The following is a 20,382-nucleotide window of genomic DNA, read 5'->3' as shown; positions in this document are numbered from 1 at the left end:
GCATACGACCGAAGCGTGCATGCATTAGCGCAAGTACCGAGCGGGAGCGCATCGCCTTGGCCTCGATGAGCCGAGCCTCTGCCCGACGGGCGCCCTCGGCCCGGCTCTCTGCGAGCGACGACAGTGTTCAACCAATAAGGATGATCGGAAATGTACAACATGCCGTCGAGAGCTACGTCTGCGTGTCGAACTCAAGGCGCCTCGTTGACGAGGTGGCTGCGCGAACTGCTGAACTATGCCAAGCTGTGGCCGGCGATAACGCGGAACGCGCATTGATGTTCGAGGAAGGCAAGGCGATCATGAAAGCGACCAAGGACGGTCTCCTGCTTTGGATTGGCGCACGCAGTCACCTCATGTGCCATTCGCTCCAGGTCGCAATCGAGAGCAACCTTTTTCTTGTTATGCCTCAAAGACCAGCGGAAATCCCTTGGTATCCCGGCGAAGGCACACCCTTTGCGGTGATCGAGCGGCTACTCGAGAAGCCTCAAGGCAGCACCACCCGAGTTCTAAGGTGATCGCGCGCCCAGCCTGTTGACTTCGATGGTGATCTCCACTCGGATGATCGCGAATATGAAATCTCTTGAGCTGGTGGCGCCTGTCGTTTCGTCAAGATCGGTCGACTGCGGCGCGAGGTCTGTTTGCGCCTGTCGAGATGATGCTGGAACGGTTTGAGGGCATCGGGAACGGCGACCTCCCATAGAACGATCAACGACGATCCACACCAGACCTGCTCCATCCCAAGTTCAGCTACAGCCGGCGCTGTCATCGAATTCGGTACTGGCAGTGGTCTCGCGCCCGGGCTTAGGCAAGCTAAACCGGCTGCACCTATTGCCCGATGCCACGCGCCCTGTCGATGGTGCGCCGGCGTCGCTCCGAGAGGATTTCCTGGCTGCTGCCTGTGCGGACTATCTGTTGCAACACCTTCAATCTCTCCCACATCGCTTCGAACGCCCGGCGCTGCTTCGGCGGCACGCGATTGATAACGTCCTTCTCGCCGCGCAGGATCGCGTTGGGACCGAAGCGCTCGTCGAGTGCTCGGCTAACGGCGGTGAACTCGTGCCTAATGGCGGGATCGAGCGAACCGATGGCCACGCCGAGCTTGCCGTCTATTTTCTTCATCTCCGATGCGAGCCGGCTTAGCGCGTCTTCGGCGGCTTGCGATAATCCGGGAATGGCGACAGCCATGCGGCGTCGCTCTTCCGTGACGGCCTGCCGCTCGGCGTCGAAGGCTCTAATCCAGGAGGCGCCGAGCGAGCGCAGATGGGCGGCCGCCGAGGACACTGCCTGCAGCGCGTCCTTTCTCTCCCGGCCGGAGGCGAGCATGCGATCCATCAAGCGATCCGATCCACGGAGCGCACCATAGGCCGCGGGATCGTTGCTCACGGCGGCCGCGATCCGTTCGGCCGCAAAGCCCTTGATGATCAGTTCCTCGATCATGTCTACCGCGCCAGCCGGATCGCGCCAGATCTGCTTGGCGGCCTCAGCGAGCGCCGCGCGATGATGGCGATAGTGCGCCGCGGTGAGCGCCCTTCCCCGCGCGTCCTCGTCAACCGGTGTTCTGAACTCTGTCACGGAGGCAAGCATCGGCAGTACGGCTTTTGCCTCCTTCCCGAAATCGACACTTGCGGCGGCGACGATCTTCGAGCGGTCCCTTCTCTCGGCCAGACGCTGTTCTTCGGTAAAGCGCCGGACGGCCTCGAAGAGCCGCGTGAGCTTTCCCAGCCGTTCATTCGTGAGATCTTCCGGCATGCGCTCGGCCATGTTGCGCTCGGCGATCGCATCGGCCTTCACGGTAAAGGCGCTCCAGCCGAAGCGGGCGGTCAATGCGTCGCTGACCGCCTTGACCTCCTGCACGACCGAGCGATCCTCGACGGCAAGCGCGAAGGCGGTCTTGTAGGCGTCGTCGCCGCCCTGCCTGCGCACTGCCTCAATCTCCACGAGGCGCGCCATGGCGTGCTTCGAGAGGGCCGGGATAGACAGCGACATATGGGCTCGGTGCATCTGCTCGCGCTCGCGGAACCGTTCGGCGTTCCGGCGGAATTCGGTCGCGTGCACCCGGGCCAGTGGCAGCAATTCCTCCAATGTCGCCGTGGCGATGCTGCGCTCATCGCGCGCCGCGCGGCCATCGACCATGAGGTCGGACCCTCGCAGGCGACCAAGGCGGTCTGGTGCTTTGGCGAGATCATCAGCGAGTTTGCGGGGTTCGATCCCGGCATCGGAGGCAAGGGCATTCAGGTGGACAAGCGCCGCATCGGGATCGCGATAGATCCGTTCGAGCGGCTGCCGAAGGATGATCTCCCGCTCCTTCCAGCGCGGCGACGAAAGCTGCGCGAGGCGCGCATCCTCATCGACGCTCCGGGCGAACTCGGTGGTGGGCGGAATTAGGTAATGCCCACCGAACGTGATCCCTTCGGCAAGCGCTTCCGTCCGTTCCTCGCTGTAGGAAACGCGCCGGTCCCGCTCGATCGCAAAGCCGAGCGCCACGCTCGCCCGCTCCCAGAGTTTCGCCAGCTGTTCCCTCTTTTGCGCAATTCCGACCCACCGGTGTGTAACGCCCTCCTCGATTTCCGCCGCCACCAGAGAGAGATGGTCGAGCCCGCGCCGCCGCGCGAAGTCCTGTACATGCGCCTGGTAACCGGCTTCGCTCTCGAAATCGAGCGTCGTCGTCTTGGCACCGGAGCGCGACAGTCGTTCGGCCAGACATTTAAACAGGTTCGGCCGATGCCTCTCGCGCTCGATCCGTTCGTGGCGAGCCTCAGCGGTTTCAATCTGCCTGGCGGTCCAGACATTACGATCGACTTCACGTTGCTCGGAGCGCTTCTCACCCGTTTCCTTGTCGACGACCGGGACCTCGACCTTGACCTTCTCGACACCATCCTTTCGCAGTGTAACGGTGTCACCTTCCGAGATGCCGGCCTCGTCGAGCGCCTTTGGCAGGCTCACACCCCAGAGGCGATGGACGGTTCCGTCATCCGTTCGGATGTCAGCATAAGGGCTGTCGTCGGCATTTTCATCAGCGGGCCGGAACTTGGCTTGCCCGGTTTCCACCAGCTCGCCGGTGACCCCGGCGGCATGATCGACGCGCGGTCTCAGCCCCCACTCCGGCTTCGCCTTGAAGTCCTCTTTCGCCGCATAGAGATCGGCGCGGTCACGATGCCGGGTCATCGCCACATAGGTCAGATGGTGGTCCATCATGCCGCTGGCGAGCACGAAGGTCCGGTCGACGGTGGCGCCCTGCGACTTGTGAATTGTCGCGGCATAGCCGTGATCGACATTGCGATAGCTGTCCTCGCTGATGACGACGTCACGGCCATTGTCGAGGCGGACCGACAGCAACGCATCGCCCTGCTTGTCGCCGGTGGAAACGACCGTGCCGAGCACGCCGTTCTTCACATATTGCGGACCAAGACGCTGTGCACGCGGCTCCACGAAGCGGGCATTCTCGAGGAAGATGATGCGGTCGCCGGCGGCAAACTCCCTTGGCCCCCGGGCAGTCTGAAAAGTGCGGCCGTCGCTTAGTGAGCCCTCGTCCGTCATGACCTGGCGCAACGCATCGTTCAGCCGTTTGACATCGTTATTGGTATGGGCGAGCACAAGCAGTTCATCGCCACGAAGCCGAGGCGTTCGCTCGCCAACGATTGATTTGTGAAGGAGTGCGCGGCGTGCATTCGCCCAGTCGGAAACGATGCGGCCGATGATCTCGTCCCGTCTCTCCATCTCGACAATACGGCCCTGCTGCGCATAGGCGTCGAGGCCCTCTTCGACCTTGCCGCGGGCAAAGAGCCGCGAAGCGCTGCGCGCCCACTCATCACGCTGGCGGCGCACGCCGGCAAGTTCGGCAAAGCCGACACGCTCCGAGATCGCCCGGAAGGCCGCGCCAGCCTGGATGGGCTGCAGCTGCATGGCGTCACCGACCAAAACCGCTTTTGCGCCGGCGTCCTCGACGACCTTCAGGACACGCGCCATCTGCTGCGAGGAGACCATCCCGGCCTCGTCGATCACCAGCACATCGCCGCGATTTAGCTGTTCGCGCTCGCCGGCCCATGCCAATTCCCAGTATGCGAGCGTGCGCGACCTGATGCCGGAACTGTCCTCCAGTCCTTCCGCGGCCTTGCCGGCAAGCGCCGCGCCGATCACCCGTCGCCCGTCGCTTTCCCAGGCAACGCGTGCGGCAGCAAGCAGCGTCGACTTGCCCGTCCCCGCAAGACCGACGACGGCGGCAATGCCGTTGTCGCGCGTCACGTGGCGAACGGCATCGACCTGCTCGGGATCCAGCCTGAATGGTTTCTGCGGATCCTGCGTTTCGACCTTTTCGATCGCAGTGACGACGGCCCGATCGGAGACGGCGAAGCCTCGGCGTTTGGACAGAGTGTGCGCTGACTCCGCCATGTCATATTCGGTGCGCAGGATTTCCCGCGTGGTAAAAACCGCGGACGCCGTCGCCTTGCCGGTCTCGCCATTGACCTCCTGCGGCTTCAGCAGCACTAGGTCGTGCGAAGCCATTAGCCGCGCGCGGATATTGGCGAAATCGACGGGATCGTCGACATAGCGGTGCAACGCCTTGGCAATGTCGCGCTCGTCAAAAGTGGAGCGTTCGTTGCCGAGGTGCTTCAAGAGAAGCTCGGGATTGGCGAGAAGCCGGTCTGCCATCTCCTGTCGGCGGGCAAGATCGGCCGGCGCGAAGTACATCTCGACGCCCTTGCGGGCGAGCGCCGCCTTCTCCGGTCCGAGATGTTTTTGCGCAATGCCGTCGAGTCCCTGTTCAGCATAGGAGCGGCCGTCGAGGCGGATGTCGTGCCCGGCGAGCGCCAGGTGCCTGTTGGCTGCTTCCGCCCAGGCAATCTTCAACGCCTTCATGGTTTCCTTGTCGCCGGCCCAGAGCTTATAGACGATCTTGCCGTTCGGCCGGTCCGGCGTGACGACACGCAACGGCTCGCCGTCTTCGCCAAGCACCGCCACCTTCTTCGGCCCGAATCCTCGCTCCGTCAGGGGCCTGAGCGTGGTCATCAGATGGATGTGCGGATTGCCATCCTTGTCGTGATAGACCCAGTCGGCGACCGTTGCCTTGGACGTGAAATTCTCCCGCACGAACTCGCGAACCAGCGCGATGTTCTCCGCCCGGGTCAGCTCTTCCGGCAGCGCGATGATCAGTTCTCGGGCAAGCTGGGCGTCCGCTCGTGTCTCGTGGAACTCCACCGCATTCCAGAGCGCCTCGCTCGCCTTGGCGACGGATTGTCCGTCGATCGCCGTCTTCAGCCAACCCGGGATCTGGTCCGGCAGCGCCAGTTCCTCATGCACCAGTTCAGAGGCCCCACCCCTGTAACTGAAGGACGTGCCGGCTTGATCGTCCATCATCCGGGCGCGATGGCGGTAGGCAGCGGCCGAGACGATGCTGCGTCCCGCTCCCCTGCTGATCACCTGCGCTCTGACGAACATGATCGCCACGACCGTCTCCAGACCTCTCCGAGCACGTCGCGCCAGCGACGTATATTGCGCCCTCAAACCGATCGGCCTGCCAAGGCCGATGCCGCTTTTCCGGAAGGCGGCCATGGGCCGGAATTCGGCTGCGACATTTTCCGGGATGGCTGGAGATAACCCATTTAACTAACTTGTTCTAGTGTGTATAAACGATCCGACGCACTGTTGTACACACGAGGGAGCACGGAGAATGGCCGCGAGAACATCGATTTCTGACGTTGATGCGCAGATCGAGAAGCTGCGTGAACGCAGGAGACTTATGGTAGCTAAAGCCGCCGAGCGCTTTGCCCGCGCCGCCACGAAGTCCGGCCTTGCCGAGATGGAGATTGCCGACGAGGAGCTCGATCGGATCTTCGAAGAGATCGCCGCGCGATTTCGGAAAGGGGAAAAGAAAGGGGCTCCTGGCGCATCTGCTTCGCCACGTCGACAGTCAAGTGGCGAGACTGGAACGGCGACGGAGATTTCTCATGACGGCTGACCGCAAGCGCGAGGCGCGGGAGCGATTCCTGCTCGGCGGCATGGTCGTCAGGGCGGGTCTCACGAAAGCCGACCGGGCGTTCCTACTTGGCGGTTTGCTGGAGCTGGCAAAAGTCGCTCCGGGCTCCTCCGAGCATCGGCGGCTGCGCGAGATCGGCGAAACGGCGTTCAAGGCCCAGCCGTCGGATGTGCCGTCATCGCCGATCAGGGAGACACGGGAATGGCGGTGAAGGCAAAACTGCATCCAAGCTTGTTGCTCGTTCTGGTACCGGTCGCCGTTACGGCCTTTGCCGTTTATGTGATCAGCTGGCGCTGGCCGGCGCTCGCCGCCGGCCTATCCGGGAAAGCAGAATATTGGTTCCTGCGGGCGGCGCCTGTGCCGCCACTTTTTTTCGGACCGCTGGCGGGACTCCTGATGGTACGGGCATTGCCATTGCACCGGCGGCGACCCGTCGCGATGGCAAGCCTCGCGTGCTTTCTCGCGGTGGGCGGCTTCTATGCCTTGCGCGAATTTTCACGCCTCGCCCCATTCGTCGAAAGCGAGGCGGTCACATGGGACCGCGCGCTCTCCTATCTCGACATGATCGCTGTCGTCGGCGCAGTCGTTGGCTTTATGGCCGTAGCTATCTCCGCGCGCATCTCCACCGTCGTCCCGGAACCGATGAAGCGCGCCAAGCGCGGAACCTTCGGGGACGCCGACTGGCTGCCGATGTCGGCGGCGGCAAGGTTGTTCCCGGACGATGGCGAGATCGTCGTCGGCGAGCGCTACCGCGTCGACAAGGAAATCGTCCATGCACTGCCCTTCGATCCGAACGATCGCAGCACGTGGGGACGGGGCGGCAAGGCGCCGTTGCTCACCTACAGACAGGATTTTGATTCTACCCATATGCTGTTCTTTGCCGGATCGGGTGGATACAAGACGACCAGCAACGTCGTGCCGACGGCGCTGCGCTACACCGGGCCTCTGATCTGCCTCGATCCGTCGACCGAGGTCGCGCCTATGGTGGTCGAGCACCGAACCCGCGTCCTTGGGCGTGAGGTGATGGTGCTCGATCCGACGAACCCGATCATGGGCTTCAATGTTCTCGACGGGATCGAGGGGTCGACGAGACAAGAAGAGGATATCGTTGGCATCGCCCATATGCTGCTGTCGGAAAGTGTGCGCTTCGAGTCCTCAAGCGGGTCCTACTTCCAGAACCAGGCGCATAACCTCCTGACCGGCCTCTTGGCGCATGTGATGCTCTCGCAGGAATATGCTGGCCGGCGAACCTTGCGCAGTCTGCGGCAGATCGTGTCCGAGCCGGAGCCCTCCGTACTCGCCATGCTGCGCGACATTCAGGAGAACTCTCATTCAGCCTTCATCCGCGAAACGCTTGGCGTCTTCACCAACATGACCGAGCAAACGTTCAGCGGCGTCTATTCGACCGCCTCCAAGGATACGCAGTGGCTCTCGCTTGAGAGTTACGCGGCGCTCGCCTGTGGCAACGCGTTCAAATCAAGCGATATCGTGAGCGGCAAGAAGGACGTGTTCCTGAATATCCCGGCATCGATCCTGCGCTCCTATCCGGGGATTGGCCGCGTCATCATCGGCTCGCTGATCAATGCGATGGTCCAGGCGGACGGTGCGTACCAGCGCCGGGCGCTCTTCATGCTCGATGAGGTGGATCTGCTTGGCTACATGCGGGTGCTGGAAGAGGCCCGCGACCGCGGGCGCAAGTACGGGATCACAATGATGCTGATGTACCAGTCGGTCGGCCAGTTGGAGCGGCATTTTGGGAAAGACGGCGCGACGTCATGGATCGATGGCTGCGCTTTCGCGAGCTACGCCGCGATCAAGGCGCTCGATACGGCCCGCAACGTCTCGGCGCAGTGCGGGGAAATGACTATCGAGGTACACGCCCGCTCTCGCAACATCGGTTGGGACAATAAGAACGGTGGCACGCGCAAATCGGAAAGCGTCAACTACCAGCGCCGCCCGTTGATCATGCCCCACGAGATCACGCAATCGATGCGCAAGGACGAGCAGATCATCATCGTGCAGGGCCATAGTCCGGTCCGCTGCGGGCGGGCCATCTACTTCCGACGGAAGGATATGGACGAGGCAGCCAAGGCCAATCGATTTGTGAAAGGGAGCCCGTGATGGATCGAGCGCGGCTGGCCATACATCACCGCGCTTCACCTTACGATCGCGTCGTCCTCAGCCGGACGGCAGGGCTTCACGAGCGGCAAAGAGCCGCCTATCAGGGCAGCTCCGTGTCTTCGCGGTGGCGAGCGAGCTCTGCCCGCGCCGCCTCGATTTCCCTCTCGATCTGCTCGCGCTCCTTGGCGTCGACGGCGTTCTTGAGCTCGGCGCGCAGTTCCTCGATGTGCTGTTCGATCGTCATCGTCATCTCCCTAACGTTCTCGTGAAAGATGACGCTGGCGGTCATGAGCTCCGGAAGGGATCCAGGCTCGCGGACGCGACCGGCGGAGCCGGCGCGCGGAGGAACCGATTTTGTCGGAGCGAAGTGCAATGAAGCGGAGAGAAAATTGGAGGGGCCGCGCGGCCTTGGGGCCTTCCGGATGCTCATGGCAGACTGGGTATCCTGAGCAGACAAGGCCCCGGTTGCGTGTGGCACCCGTCTTAAGTCGGCGTTCCGAAGGAGGCCAGTTGCTTGCGCCGTCGCTGGTGGCCGACCCTCGAGCGCATCGCCAATGGCTGGCCGAGCAGCGAAATCGACGCACTCATGCCGTGGAATTACGCCGCCTGAACGGCCCCGGCTTGTGGCTTACGATCGATCATACGATCCGTCGAGAAAACCGTGTCCTGATGTTCGCGACGTCCGGCTGCCGAACCCGCTAGATTTGCAGCTATTCAATAAGACCTGCTTTTTGAACAATAAAAAGGTTCAGCTCCGGGCGGCGAGCTGAAGGTGGGCACGAGACATCGTTTATCCTTCATCCTGCATCTGCCGATGTAATCGTAAATTCAGAGCGTTCGGTACATGATCAACGCGTCGACGTAGCCCATTGCGGGATGCAGGAATGCACCAGGAAGGCGTCCCACTTCCTCAAATCCGAGCGATCTCCATAAACGCACAGCGCGATCATTTGTACTAATCACAAAATTGAACTGCATGGCTCGGAAACCCCGTTCTCTTGCGCGGTTGAGCGAATGCGCATGCATCTCTCTTGCCACACCACGCCCGACGGCAGCCGGATCAGTCATGTACCCACAATTGCAAACATGGCTTCCGCCACCAGCCTGATTTGCCCTGATATAATAAGTACCAACGACCGCTCCATTCTCTTCGGCTACAAATGTCTCGCGATCCTTACCGAGCCAGTAGCCGAGCGCTTCATCTCTGCTCAAATTGCGATCTAGTGCATACGTCTCTCCCGCCCTTATGACGGGGCCAATGATCCGCCAAATGGCATTTTGATCCAGATGGGACGCTCGTCGGATTTCCATCCTGCAAATATAACGGTGAATGAATATTTCTAGCAACGTCCAGGGCGGCAGCAAACGCGGCCCGAGTGCGGCATCGAAGAAGCACAACGAAGTTTCCTTCCCACTGGCGGCGGCCTGTCAGGCAACGCGCTCGGCACGGACCATCAGTAGGAAAGCGGCGAGATCGCGCCATCTGATGAAACGAGGTGCGAGTTCGCATGCCTCCGCCGTCGGCTGCGGCTCGCGGACTTCGACGATACGAAACCCGGCATCGGCGACGCCGTTTAAATATTCGCTGATGGTGCGGGGAAAGCGTGGCACCTCAAACAGCACGACGTCCTCGTCACTCGGGCGGTCGCCAAAGCGCCATCTCTCGACGAAATTGGTTTGATCGAAATAGCGCGACACCACCAGACCCGTCGCTCGCCCGTCGATGTCCTTCTGCCATCGCAATCCAGGAGTAATGAAACAGGGGTGCAGGATGCTGAATGCGATAAACCCGCCGGGCCGCAGCAACCTGAATGCCTCCCGCATGGCGGCTGGGAAATCTGGTCCATCCATCAAAGCCATGGTTGAGACGACTGCATCGAAGGAGGCATCCTCGAAACCGGTTTTCTGGCTATAGGATTTAATCCTGTAGTGGATGCCGAGCGGCTGCCGCTCTTCAATTTCGCGAGCATGCCGGATCATCTGCTCCGAAAGATCGATGCCGGTCATCCGGGCACCCATTGCGGCGAACCGTCTCGTATTGGATCCTTCGCCGCAGCCGAAGTCGATCACGTCCAAGCCGCTGATTGAGGGAAGGAAGGCCAGGAATGCCGGGAGCGTGAACAGGTCTCGATAGGAGTCGTAACCGTGTCGAACATCATGCGCCCATTGGTCGGCATTGTCGTTCCATCGGGCCGCAACTTCGGCCTCTGATACCTGGGTCACGCCGTGCTCCTTTTCGGGATACGATTTTGTCAGTGTATTTGTTTCGAACGAGCCAGCAACAGTGTGCTATTACGTCCACGGCTGACCAAGGGGACCACATGAGCGACGACAACATCATTAAATTTGAACGACGGAAATCAAAGCCGCAACCAAGGACGATCAGTCCAATGCGGCGGAAGGCGCTTACCTGGCTTGCCGTGATAGCAGGGTTGGTCCTGGTGTGGGCGTACTACCAGTTCGTCGCGCCGGCGAGCATGCCATGAGAGGCGCTTCGTTGGGGGAGGGTTCGACGTCAGACATGGAATATCGCTGCCTATTGGTGGCTGCAGCTTAGGAACGCGGTGTTTCCGTCGGGCCGCACTGCGCAAGCTGGTCAGCGTTTCGAAGGCACAGTACTGCGTGCCAATCCACAACGCGAGGTCTTCTCCCTCCGCGTCGGGGAAGGCTTGCAGGAAGAAGGTCTGCAGCCGGCGATCATAGCCGATGACTGCTTCGGGATCGGTATTGTGGTCGCTGAGATTGATGACGGTGATCGTATACCGGGTCATGAAGGGCTCCTTGTCGGACGTTTCAGGTTGGATGGCGGCCCCGATTGCTCGGGGCCGCTCGTCGCGTTCAGTTGGGGTTGTTCCAGAGGATTACCTTGCGGTTCGGATCGCCGCCGGGAGCGGAAGCGAGATTGCCGAAGATCACCCCGATCTCCGGGGCCTCCAGCTTGACAGAGAGATATTCTTCGCCGGTCTGGCGGGCGATACGGTTCCAGGCCGCGCCGATCTCGAAGCCGGTCTTGCGGTGGATGACGCGGTAATCGGGGGCCTCGTCGCTCGTCTTGTTGGCGTTCGGGACGATGGCGATCGGGGCGTTGACCCGGATGGTGGCGAAGACGCCTTCGAGGGTGCCGTCGGTCTTCTGGGTCAGGGTTGCGATTGTGGTGGCCATGATGCTGTCTCCTTCGGTTGCTCGGGACCATTCCCGATGGCGCGTGAAGAGACGGCCGGTCTGCTGCGGTCATCTCGGCGAAAATGCTGCAAAATTCTACTTTCCGCCAAAAAGCGGGCGCGCTTTCACCGATTGCGGGCGGGAATGCGCCAGGCGCCCGCATGAAGAACCGAAGTCGAATTTTGCGGAATTTTTGCCGAGACGTACCCCTTCAGGGGTTGACCGCGAAAGCAGGCGGTCGGCTAAAGGGCGACACAGAAACGGGAATGGTCTCGTGCAACCGAAGCTGGCGACAGACCACACCGGCCGCCCCGTCCAGCACTGCAGAAGACCGCCAGCACCTTCCGATACGGGCACACCGTCCGACCCACCGTCATTCTCATCCATCCCTGCCAATTGGCGCGAGCGAGCGCACTCCACTCCCGCCACGTCTGTCGGCTGCACGTTGATCCGAATGCGGTGACCATATCGCCAGCAAGCCACGCGGCAATATCTTGCACAGCTGGCCCGCGCCGGCCCTGACCAGCGATCTTCGGCAATCTTGCCCACCGTCCGGCCTCGGCACGACCGCAGTCTCCTTGGCAGGGATGTACAAGCGGGGTCGGCTCTCGTTCACCCCGTGCACATGCCGCCGGCCGGATTGCCTTGGAAAAAGCAGCCGCAATCTTCATCACCTGGGGCCTGCCGAACCGGCCGAAGGCCTTTGCGTCCGGCTCTACGTACCAGGGGCGCCCGGCGACATCGCAACTGTATTCATCGACGGCGATCCGGCATTGCTTGACGGCCATCGACTCGCGTGCAGGAGCTGATGGCCAGCGTCATGCCCCTCGCCGCTCGCCAGCCGGTCGATCACCGCGGCGACTACTTGCAGGCTTTGTCGAGCCGGCTTACCGGCGAAATAAAGCTCGGCCCGGCGGATCGCCGGGCGCGATCAAGCCCTTCTTGAACTGAGGGCCGAAGGATCGTATATACGGCTGAGTAGATACAGAAGGGAGGCGACCATGCCCCATCTTGCACGGGTATTCCAGTCCGGAAATTCGCAGGCTGTTCGCCTGCCGAAAGAATTCCGCTTCAACGTCGACCGCGTGGAGATCACGCAGGAGGGCGATGCTCTCATTCTGCGCCCGCATGTCGAGGAGGCCGAGCCGTGGTCGTCGCTGAAGGCGGCGCTCGCCCGTGGCATGAGTGAAGACTTTATGGAGAGCGGGCGCGAGCAGCCGGAACAGCAGGATCGGCCAGACATTGACGCGGTGTTTCGGTGATCTCGCATCTTCTCGACACCAATGCCGTCATTGCCTTGATCGGCCGCAAATCGGATACATTGGTCAGCCGTGTACTCGATAGCCCTCAGGGCAGTATCGGCCTGCCGTCGGTCGTCGCGTATGAACTCTATTTTGGAGCGCAGAGAAGCGCAAAGGTCCAACACAACCTCGAAACCTTGCGTTTGTTGATGGCGGATTTTCCTATCCTCGACTTTGACCAGAACGATGCCTTTGTCGCGGGCGCGATCCGAGCCGCCCTTGCGGCGAAGGGGACGCCCATCGGCCCCTATGATGTGCTGATCGCGGGACAGGCGAAAGCCCGTGGACTGACGCTCGTCACCAACAATGTCGGCGAGTTCAACAGGGTTGAGAATCTACGTGTGGAGGACTGGTCGCTTTGAACATGGCAGCTTCGGGGCAGCCAGGGATCCGCGACATCCTGATCGTCAAGGTTGAATGCTGATGGCGGAGTGATGCGGGCGATCGCGGCGCTGCGTTTACTTACGCCGCCTTCGGTTCGCTACGTCTCGGCTTTGGCTGAAACAGCCGGCGCTTGACATCCAGGCGCAATGCGTTCCGCGCGTCCTTTAGGACGCACAAAGGACGCTGTAACTCTTTGATTCCACGCATCGTGCTTTCCGAAAATCGGGGCCGATTTTCGGGCCGATGCGCTAGGCCACCCACTCGGGATCGAAATGCCCACCACACCACCGACATGATGTCCAGGAAGCGCTCATAGCCGAGCACGCCGCCAACATCCTCGAGCGGCCGGCGCGCCCTCCACCCATGCATGTCCGATGCTTGGGAGTGGCGTCCAAAGCCGCGAATTCGCCGGCCTGCGCCTTGCGCGACAGGCCGAGCAGCTCCGCGCCGCAATCGACAATGGTCAGATCATCGTCGCCGAACCGCATCGAGACGGGTGCGTCCTGGGCGCTGTCGTGGCCATGGCTCGTTCCTGTCCTGCGAGCGCATATATCTTACAGTAACGCGGGTTCGATACTTCGGTTTTGGCGCAGTGATGAGGAAAGACGACGCAAGACAGGGGGAATGGCGCTCACGCGCCATTCCCTCCGAAGCGCCAGACCGGTATGCCGAAGCGGCGGGCCTTGTCGGCGAGATTCCCGGTAATGCCGGAGCCCGGGAAGATGATGACTCCGCTCGGCATGGCCAGGAGCATGTCGTCATTGCGGCGGAAGGGGGCGGCCTTCGCGTGCTTCGTCCAGTTCGGCTTGAAGGCGATCTGCGTCACCTTGCGGGTCTCGGCCCAGCAGGCGGCGATGCGCTCCGCGCCCTTCGGCGAGCCGCCGTGCAGCAGCACCATGTCCGGGAACTTCGTCCGGGCGCGATCAAGCGCGTCCCAGATCGCCTGATGGTCGTTGTAGTCGATGCCGCCGCCGAAGGCGATCTTGGTGCCGGCGGGGATCAACACCTCGGTCTCAGCGCGCCGGCGGGCGGACAGGAAATCGCGGCTGTCGATCATCGCCGCGGTCATGTGGGCGTGGTTGACCTTCGAGCCGGTGCGCGGCCGCCATGCCGACCCGGTCTCAGCCTCGAACAGGTCAGCCGCATAATCGCGCATGAACTCGAAGGCGTTGCGGCGCTCCAGAAGCGTGATGCCCTCGGCGACAAGGCGTTCCAGCTCGACGCTCTTCACTTCCGAGCCGTCCTGTTCGCTTTGTCCGGCGCGTTGCCCGTCCTCGTTGCGCTGAAGCTCCCGCTGGATGCGCTCGCCGGCGCGATGGAAGAGATTGACCATCGACCAGAGCAAGCCTTCGAGATCAGGCTCCAACCGCGTGTCGCTGAGCATCCCGAACAGGGCATCGAAGATCGTGGTGAGCGCCGACTGGACGACCGGCTCCTCGGGCAGCGGCCGCGGGTCCGGCTCATCCTGGAAGGGGCGATGGCCGTAAAGCTGCATCTCGTAGATGAAACGGCTGGTCGGCGAAGACGCGTGGTGGAGGTCGTAGCCGTCGTCAAGGGGAAGCGAAAGGTCCATGGGTCTCTCCATCCGGTTGCGGCCGCGCCTCTCGCGGCCTGACGGCGGTCCCTCCCACGCGACAGCCGGGCCGGAACCGCGGCGCTTTGCGCCGCGGCCCAGCGCAAGCGCAGGGCGGGGACAAGAAGGTTTCTTGTCCCGCGAGGAATGCCGGGCCATCGCATCGGCCCGAGAACCGGGGAACGGATTTTCGGAATGGCCGATGCGTGAAGCTGGCCCGGCAGGGGAAGAAACCTGACTGCCCCGCTGAAGGCCCGGGACCGCGTGGTAAGGGTCGGCTCCCGGCAGGCCCGCGGGTGTGCGCCCACCGGAAGGACAGGCGCCAGCGACGCGCCTTCCCTAATGCGGTGGCGCTGCACCGGCTCGCGGCCCCTGCCGGCCGCCTCAAGCGGGCAGAAAAGCCAGCGCGTCTTCCGGCGCGAGCTCCGCCCGCAAATGGGCTATGAGCCGTTCCGGCCCCAGCTGCCGCAGATCCTCGTTGAAATCGCCGAGTTCCGGAGCGAGCACGAGCGGCAGGATTCTCGCCGCCTGCGCCCGGCGGCTCAATGCCTCGAGACCATGGCGGCCGGCCGCATCGGCGTCGGCGGCAATATAGAGGCGCTGGCAACCCTCGGGAGCCGGAACGCGGCGAGGTGATTTGCAGTCAGCGCCGAAACCATTGGCATGCCCGGCATCACCTGGGAGAGCGACAGCATGCTTTCGAGGCCCTCGCCGGCCGCCATCACCGAAACGCGCGCGCTGCTCGGAAAACAGAAACGCACGCCATTGCCGAGGAGGCGGCCGAGCGCACGGCGGGGATCGTCCACCTTGGCCTTGCCGTCGCCGTTCGGGTCAAGCCAGGTTCGGTGCACTCCGGTGATCGCGCCGGAGGGATCGGTCACCGCGGCGATCAGGGCCGGAATGCTCATCGTCCGACCGCTCACCAGATCCCGGTAGTAGCAGGATGGATGGAACCGCAGCGCCGGCTGTGCGGGTGCCCGCAGGATGCCGCGCTCACGCAGGTAGCGCTCGGCGAGCGTCCCCGCCAGTGGCTCCGTCATCCGGAACAGGCGGCGGACGCGTTCCCAGGCTGGTCTGTCGACCGAAGAAAGGTCCCGGGCGTCGCCCTTTCGGGGCGACGCCGGTTGGGATTGGGGCAGGCTCAAGAAGTGCCGCACTTCTGCGGCAACGTCGCGGAAGTCGATGAGCCCGCAGGCCTCCCGCACGAGGTCGAGCAGGTCCCCGTATTGGCCGGTCGCCGCATCGACCCATTTTCCGGCGCGCGGGCCGGCAAGTTGAACGTAGAGCGAGCGGCCCTCGTCGTTGGCGACGTTTCCGACGATCCAGTAGTTGCCGACCCGACGGCCGGCTGAGAGATAGTGGCGGCAGGCCGCCTCGGCATCGCGCGCGAGACGATCCGCCAGTTCCGAAGCGGACAACATGGGCGGCAGCCTCCGTCACTTGAGAGTCGCGACAGCGATGCGGCGAAGTCCGAGTGCCACCTCCGGCGCGTTCGCCCGGGCAATCACCGCGCCGAACTTGCATCGAAGCAGGGCCTTAGCCGTCTCAGTCGCCTCGAACGCGCCTTCCCATGACCAGAACTCGGTATCGCTGCCGCTAAAGGCATGCGTCATAAGGGGCCGACGATCGGCTGCGCCGATGGAGCGGCCGCGGTTGAGGTGCGGAAGGAGCTCATGGCCGGCATTCAGCATTGGGACGGGCCGGCCGGCGACAATGAGCGGTGCGGCGGCCACGTTCGTGACTTTAGAAGCGATGACGTTCATGGGGAACCCCGTAGAGAGCGAGAAATGGACGACCTCGCGGGCGCTCTCCAAGCCCTGCCAAGCCGACCTTTCCCGGCCCCCCTCTCCCTCCTGCGTCGCGCAGCGTCCTCTCCGAAGAAGAGGGGGTATTGGTTCAAGTTCATGCCGTGAGCGACTTCCAGGTTTCATCACGTGACATCCCAATCAACAGCCTGTTGATTTCCAATGATCATTTCCGGGACCAGCAGATGCGCGAGTTGGATGTGGTGCTCGAGCGCGACGATGGCACGATCGCAGCGATCGAGGTCAGCGCAAGCGCCACCGTGAAGGTGAGCGATTCGGGGGCATCAGGACGCTTGCAGAAGCATATGGCGAGAAATCTGCCTTTGGCGCCGTCCTTTATGACAATACCGATGTTGTGCCGTTCGGCGACAGGATTGCCGCGGCGCCACTGTCCTGCCTGTGGCGATAAAGCAGATCATCCGACATTGCACATACTGCTTTGTTTGAGTTAGTCTAACCGAAGGATTCGGCTACATTGCCATTGGACGATCCGTCTGAACGAGATTTCCGAGACAAGGCAGGAGGAGCGGTGTGCGACGGTTTCTGATCGGCGACACGTCATACGCAGAGGATTCTGCTGATCTTCGAAGCCTCCTTCCCCACGCTTACGAGCAGAAGCTCCGGCCGCATTGCCAGTGCAAGGATCCGTCGGTTGCCATGTACATCGCGCGGATAGACGGACAGTATCTCGTCAAACGCATGCCGCTTTCCGGGCGTGATCACGAGCCGGCCTGCCCATCTTATGAGGCTCCCTACGAGTTGACCGGCCTCGGGCCTTTGATCGGCAATGCCATACAGATCGATGCCAACGGCCGCTCGGCCCTGAAGCTCGATTTCTCGATGACGAAGAGAGGCCCGCGCACGGGGCCGACTGCACCGACAGAACCGTCGGAGCCCGCCATCCGCAACGAAACGAAGAAGCTCTCGTTGCGCGCCATGCTGCACTACCTGTGGGAAATAGGGGAACTGACCGCATGGCGCTCCTCCTGGGGCGGCAGGCGTGGCTGGGGCCGGGTACGCACGAGCCTGACGAATGCTGCGTCGCAAATGACGGCACGAGGCGGAGAGCTCAGCGACGTGCTGTTCGTGCCGGAGGTTTTCCATCACGAGGACAAGGAAGGAATTGCGGCGCGCCGGGCTACAGCACTTGCCGGCGCGCAAGCATCCCTGACGGGGCCGCGCAAGCTGATGATCATCGTTGCGGAAGTGAAGGAGTTCACAGTTGCCCGCGAGGGACACCGCATCACGCTCCGGCATCTGCCCTTTCCCCTTATGATCGAGGAAGGGACATGGAAGCGGCTCGTTGCCAGATACGAAACGGAACTTGAGCTTTGGCGCTCGAACGGCGAATTCCACCTCATCCTGATCGCGACCTTCGGAATTTCGCCATCCGGGGTCGCTGCCGTCGAAGAGGTCGCCATGATGGTGGTGAACGAGAACTGGATCCCGTTCGAAAGCACTCACGAGCGGCTTCTTCTGGAGAGATTGTCAGGACTGCGACGCAAGAGCGTCAAGGGGTTGCGTTTCAACCTCTCGCGCGATCAACCGATCGTTTCGGTTACGCTCCCGGAGCAGCGGCCCTCCCCGGTCGCCATGTTCATCGTCCCGGCTGGGAGAGGTGAGGACTATGAGCGCGCCATGGCCGAAATGATCGAGGCAAGACCCGAGATGACCCCATGGGTCTGGCGCGTAACCGAGGGCGAAATGCCGAGATTGCCGTAGTGGTCGGTCGGCGCCCGTAAAGCATGAAACAGCAAGCGAAACAGAACCGTCCGAGCCTCAAACTGTCCCGACCGTGCCGTGTTGTAATCGACGACCTTTATCGCACTCATGCGCTGCGGCGATGGATCGAAAGAGGACGAGCGGATCATCCGTTGTCGGAATAAAGCCTCGTCTCTGCCAGAACCGTGCCGCCTCCTCGTCGACAGCGTTGACCATCAGCGCACGTCCGCCAATCAGGCTCGCCGCCTGAACGCAGGCGCGATTGGTAGGCCTCGGCATTGCGAAGCTCATCGGGTTCTCCTCTACAGGGGAAGCCCGGCGCTTCTGTCGAAGTCCGGGCATGATGGTCGGTGGAAACAGGTCACGGACCGGTGCGCCGGCCATGCGCGTCAAAGACAGACCGTCTGCGCCGTGACGATCAGTGGATATTTTCGCTGACGACAGTGGGTGGGCGTAGCTCGATGCGCACTTCCATCGCGCACAATTGCCTCCCGAAAATCCGCGTGCCCTCGAGCACCTCGAAAACCGGGCGCAGGACCGGCCTGATGATGGTGAACCGGCCGGCGATCTCGTCGATTCCAGCCGCGACGTCGATAGGGTCGCCATTCTCATCCGTGCCGATGACGAGAAGGTTACCGGCGAGCGGTGAGGGGTAGCCATCGAGCCGCGTCAGGCAGGGCAATGTGCCATCGAGGCCGTTATCATCGACAACGACGGCCAGGCGATCGTCCATCCGGACGAAGTCGATGCGGTTGCATCCGATGAGGCTTCGGATAACCGCAAGCCGGTTTTCTTGAGGTATCGAGACGACGCGAATCGTGGCGCTCAACGGCTCCACGAGATAGGCCTTGGTGGTTTTCATGGTGTTTCTCCGGCGCGCGAAAGTGACCGGCCCGCACCGGAGCACGCGCTCCACCTCCGACCGGGCCACACGCGGCTCAGCCCACCTCCTCCTCTTGCCACTGTCGCTGCATCGTCCTTTTTCGGAATGCGAAAAGCCCGGCGCGAAGCCGGGCGATAAGACGGATGGTGGGAATCCTTGAGTGGAGGCAGGATCAGGAAGCCTGTTCGAGCAGCTTCTTCGCCTTGGCTTCCAGTTCGAGGCGGGTGTCCTGATGAGACTTCGTTCGGGCAAGCGCCGTTATTCCCTGGACAAAATCGAAGATCGATTCCGGGGGCCGGCCTTCTTCCCGCAGGACGGTGTCGATGATCCTGGCGGTTTCAGCCTTCGAGAAGCCGCGCTTGCGCAAGAAACCCTGCCGGTCGTCATCGGTGCCGGCGACGATGCGCTCGCGTGCCGCCCTGATGCCGGCAACAAAGGGCGCCGGGGACGAATTCGCAAAGTTGTTCAGCGCCGGTGCAGCCTCATGGGCGAAGCGATGGCCGGCAAACTTCGAATGGCGAATGACGATCTCCTCGAAATTCTCGACGCCCCAGAGATTACGATTGCAGCACACGGCCCGCAGGTAGAAGGAGGCAATGCCGAGTGTCTTCGAGCCTACTTCACTGTTCCAGCAATAGAAGCCGCGGAAATAGAGATCCGGTTCGCCGTTCGGCAGGCGCCCGGCTTCGATCGGGTGCGTGTCGTCGACGAGGAAGAGGAAGACGTCGCGGTCGCTGGCATAGAGCGTGGTGGTCTCCTTGCTGATGTCGACGAAGGGATTGTGGGTCATCGTCGACCAGTCGAGAACGCCCGGCACCTTCCACATCGTGTCGCCGGTGCCATTGCCGGCGATGTTCATGACGGCTGACACAAGCTCATGGTCCCACACTCTCCCGTATTCTGGCCCGGTAATCGCCCTGAGCTCGAGCCGTCCGTCGTCGGCCTCGAGCGTCTTTACCAATTCGGCGCTGTGGTTGATGAGCCCGTGCTGGAGGTTGATGCCGGCAAGCGGAGCGGGAAGCTGGCGCATATAGCTCGCCGGCGCGCCGACCAGGCCGCAAAGCTGTCCGTAGCTCCAGTGTGTCGGCGTGACGGGCCGTGTCTCAGCGGCAACGATCAGTTCGAGCCGCTCGGCATTATTACGGCTCGCCTCGACGCGGATGGCGGAGCTTTCGACCGTGCGGGCATGGGCGCGGTCGGCCCGCGATTTCACCGCATCGTAGAGTTCGCCAAGGGAGAGGTAGCGCTCGTCGTCAGGGCGTGAGAACCATTCCGACGACACGCGACCGACGCGCTCTCCGTGCGAGATGTCGACCCTGAAGCCAGTCGACGCCGGCTGAACGCTGGAAACCATGGTGTTCATGTGCAGTCTCCTAAAAATGAAAGCGCCCGGCGCGAGGGCCGGGCCGATGGGGATGATTGCTGCCGGGGTGGCAGGCGACGATGTAGTAGTGGGA

The 20,382-nt window shown here is 62.4% G+C and carries 18 protein-coding genes and 3 pseudogenes; 9 read left to right on the top strand and 12 right to left on the bottom strand.

Annotation, left to right across the window (positions count from 1 at the left end; genetic code table 11):
* The first annotated feature begins 65 nt into the window (after positions 1 to 65).
* The gene (gene rctB, locus GHK62_RS35185; RefSeq protein WP_420377793.1) at positions 66 to 515 is read left to right on the top strand and encodes an SMa0974 family conjugal transfer regulator; all 450 of its coding nucleotides are present in this window, start codon (positions 66 to 68) and stop codon (positions 513 to 515) included.
* A 310-nt stretch (positions 516 to 825) separates the two neighbouring features.
* Here the strand turns inward: rctB and traA are convergent, their stop codons facing one another.
* Positions 826 to 5,445, bottom strand: a complete 4,620-nt coding sequence (gene traA / locus GHK62_RS07850; protein WP_184108732.1) for a Ti-type conjugative transfer relaxase TraA — start codon at positions 5,443 to 5,445, stop codon at positions 826 to 828.
* 223 nt (positions 5,446 to 5,668) lie between these two features.
* Here traA and GHK62_RS07845 point away from each other — a divergent pair, with 223 nt between their 5' ends.
* Genes GHK62_RS07845 through traG form a run of 3 tightly spaced genes read left to right on the top strand, consistent with a single transcriptional unit; the run spans position 5,669 to position 8,095 of the window.
* Positions 5,669 to 5,956 (top strand): TraC family protein, encoded by a 288-nt coding sequence (locus GHK62_RS07845; RefSeq protein WP_153437841.1) that lies wholly within the window; start codon positions 5,669 to 5,671, stop codon positions 5,954 to 5,956.
* On the top strand, positions 5,946 to 6,185 hold the full coding sequence (locus tag GHK62_RS07840) for a conjugal transfer protein TraD (protein WP_153437839.1): 240 nt from the start codon (positions 5,946 to 5,948) through the stop codon (positions 6,183 to 6,185). The genes GHK62_RS07845 and GHK62_RS07840 overlap by 11 nt, the downstream gene beginning before the upstream one ends.
* Positions 6,176 to 8,095 carry a Ti-type conjugative transfer system protein TraG gene (traG, locus tag GHK62_RS07835; protein WP_153437837.1) on the top strand — a complete coding sequence of 640 codons (1,920 nt, stop codon included), beginning with the start codon at positions 6,176 to 6,178 and terminating at the stop codon, positions 8,093 to 8,095. The genes GHK62_RS07840 and traG overlap by 10 nt, the downstream gene beginning before the upstream one ends.
* A 100-nt stretch (positions 8,096 to 8,195) precedes the next feature.
* On the opposite strand, the gene GHK62_RS33515 is transcribed toward traG, so the two are convergent.
* Positions 8,196 to 8,339 carry a hypothetical protein gene (locus tag GHK62_RS33515; protein ID WP_167528186.1) on the bottom strand — a complete coding sequence of 48 codons (144 nt, stop codon included), beginning with the start codon at positions 8,337 to 8,339 and terminating at the stop codon, positions 8,196 to 8,198.
* 388 nt (positions 8,340 to 8,727) lie between these two features.
* On the opposite strand from GHK62_RS33515, the pseudogene GHK62_RS34170 reads away from it, so the two are divergent.
* Positions 8,728 to 8,865, top strand: a pseudogene (locus tag GHK62_RS34170) (DNA helicase); the annotation flags it as partial.
* A gap of 58 nt (positions 8,866 to 8,923) precedes the next feature.
* On the opposite strand, the gene GHK62_RS07825 reads toward GHK62_RS34170, so the two are convergent.
* The 4 genes from GHK62_RS07825 to GHK62_RS07810 form a co-directional block, all read right to left on the bottom strand.
* Complete coding sequence (locus tag GHK62_RS07825; protein WP_153438021.1) at positions 8,924 to 9,406, bottom strand: GNAT family N-acetyltransferase; 483 nt, start codon at positions 9,404 to 9,406, stop codon at positions 8,924 to 8,926.
* 117 nt (positions 9,407 to 9,523) lie between these two features.
* Positions 9,524 to 10,318 (bottom strand): class I SAM-dependent methyltransferase, encoded by a 795-nt coding sequence (locus tag GHK62_RS07820; protein WP_184108710.1) that lies wholly within the window; start codon positions 10,316 to 10,318, stop codon positions 9,524 to 9,526.
* A gap of 137 nt (positions 10,319 to 10,455) precedes the next feature.
* Entirely contained in the window at positions 10,456 to 10,866 is a 411-nt protein-coding gene (locus tag GHK62_RS07815) for a hypothetical protein (RefSeq protein ID WP_153437833.1), read from the bottom strand.
* 67 nt (positions 10,867 to 10,933) lie between these two features.
* Positions 10,934 to 11,257, bottom strand: a complete 324-nt coding sequence (locus GHK62_RS07810; RefSeq protein ID WP_153437831.1) for a DUF736 domain-containing protein — start codon at positions 11,255 to 11,257, stop codon at positions 10,934 to 10,936.
* A 1,001-nt stretch (positions 11,258 to 12,258) separates the two neighbouring features.
* Here GHK62_RS07810 and GHK62_RS07805 point away from each other — a divergent pair.
* Together GHK62_RS07805 and GHK62_RS07800 are read left to right on the top strand one after the other, a co-directional pair.
* Positions 12,259 to 12,519 (top strand): antitoxin, encoded by a 261-nt coding sequence (locus GHK62_RS07805; protein ID WP_153437830.1) that lies wholly within the window; start codon positions 12,259 to 12,261, stop codon positions 12,517 to 12,519.
* Positions 12,516 to 12,920, top strand: coding sequence for a type II toxin-antitoxin system VapC family toxin (locus GHK62_RS07800; RefSeq protein WP_184108712.1), 405 nt, complete (start codon positions 12,516 to 12,518; stop codon positions 12,918 to 12,920). The genes GHK62_RS07805 and GHK62_RS07800 overlap by 4 nt, the downstream gene beginning before the upstream one ends.
* Before the next feature lie 653 nt (positions 12,921 to 13,573).
* Here the strand turns inward: GHK62_RS07800 and GHK62_RS07795 are convergent.
* The 3 genes and pseudogenes from GHK62_RS07795 to GHK62_RS07785 form a co-directional block, all read right to left on the bottom strand.
* Positions 13,574 to 14,515: a DUF2493 domain-containing protein gene (locus GHK62_RS07795; protein WP_153437828.1), complete on the bottom strand. Its 942-nt coding sequence runs from the start codon at positions 14,513 to 14,515 to the stop codon at positions 13,574 to 13,576.
* Positions 14,516 to 14,899: 384 nt separating this feature from the next.
* Positions 14,900 to 15,936: pseudogene (locus GHK62_RS07790) on the bottom strand (DUF7146 domain-containing protein).
* A 15-nt stretch (positions 15,937 to 15,951) separates the two neighbouring features.
* Positions 15,952 to 16,278 carry a hypothetical protein gene (locus tag GHK62_RS07785; protein WP_153437826.1) on the bottom strand — a complete coding sequence of 109 codons (327 nt, stop codon included), beginning with the start codon at positions 16,276 to 16,278 and terminating at the stop codon, positions 15,952 to 15,954.
* Positions 16,279 to 16,484: 206 nt separating this feature from the next.
* On the opposite strand from GHK62_RS07785, the pseudogene GHK62_RS07780 reads away from it, so the two are divergent.
* Positions 16,485 to 16,729, top strand: a pseudogene (locus tag GHK62_RS07780) (ATP-binding protein); the annotation flags it as partial.
* A gap of 122 nt (positions 16,730 to 16,851) precedes the next feature.
* Complete coding sequence (locus GHK62_RS07775; RefSeq protein ID WP_184108714.1) at positions 16,852 to 18,042, top strand: DUF1173 domain-containing protein; 1,191 nt, start codon at positions 16,852 to 16,854, stop codon at positions 18,040 to 18,042.
* 57 nt (positions 18,043 to 18,099) lie between these two features.
* Here the strand turns inward: GHK62_RS07775 and GHK62_RS07770 are convergent, their stop codons facing one another.
* The 3 genes from GHK62_RS07770 to GHK62_RS07760 all read right to left on the bottom strand — a co-directional run bounded on the left by GHK62_RS07770 (position 18,100) and on the right by GHK62_RS07760 (position 20,288).
* Positions 18,100 to 18,333 carry a hypothetical protein gene (locus GHK62_RS07770; protein ID WP_234886822.1) on the bottom strand — a complete coding sequence of 78 codons (234 nt, stop codon included), beginning with the start codon at positions 18,331 to 18,333 and terminating at the stop codon, positions 18,100 to 18,102.
* 127 nt (positions 18,334 to 18,460) lie between these two features.
* The gene (locus tag GHK62_RS07765) at positions 18,461 to 18,904 is read right to left on the bottom strand and encodes a DUF3846 domain-containing protein (protein ID WP_153437824.1); all 444 of its coding nucleotides are present in this window, start codon (positions 18,902 to 18,904) and stop codon (positions 18,461 to 18,463) included.
* 193 nt (positions 18,905 to 19,097) lie between these two features.
* Positions 19,098 to 20,288: a DUF932 domain-containing protein gene (locus GHK62_RS07760; protein ID WP_153437822.1), complete on the bottom strand. Its 1,191-nt coding sequence runs from the start codon at positions 20,286 to 20,288 to the stop codon at positions 19,098 to 19,100.
* Between the last annotated feature and the right edge of the window lie 94 nt (positions 20,289 to 20,382).

It is taken from the genome of Sinorhizobium terangae (assembly GCF_009601505.1).
Lineage (GTDB): Bacteria > Pseudomonadota > Alphaproteobacteria > Rhizobiales > Rhizobiaceae > Sinorhizobium > Sinorhizobium terangae.
This window is presented reverse-complemented; position numbering and strand designations above follow the sequence as displayed.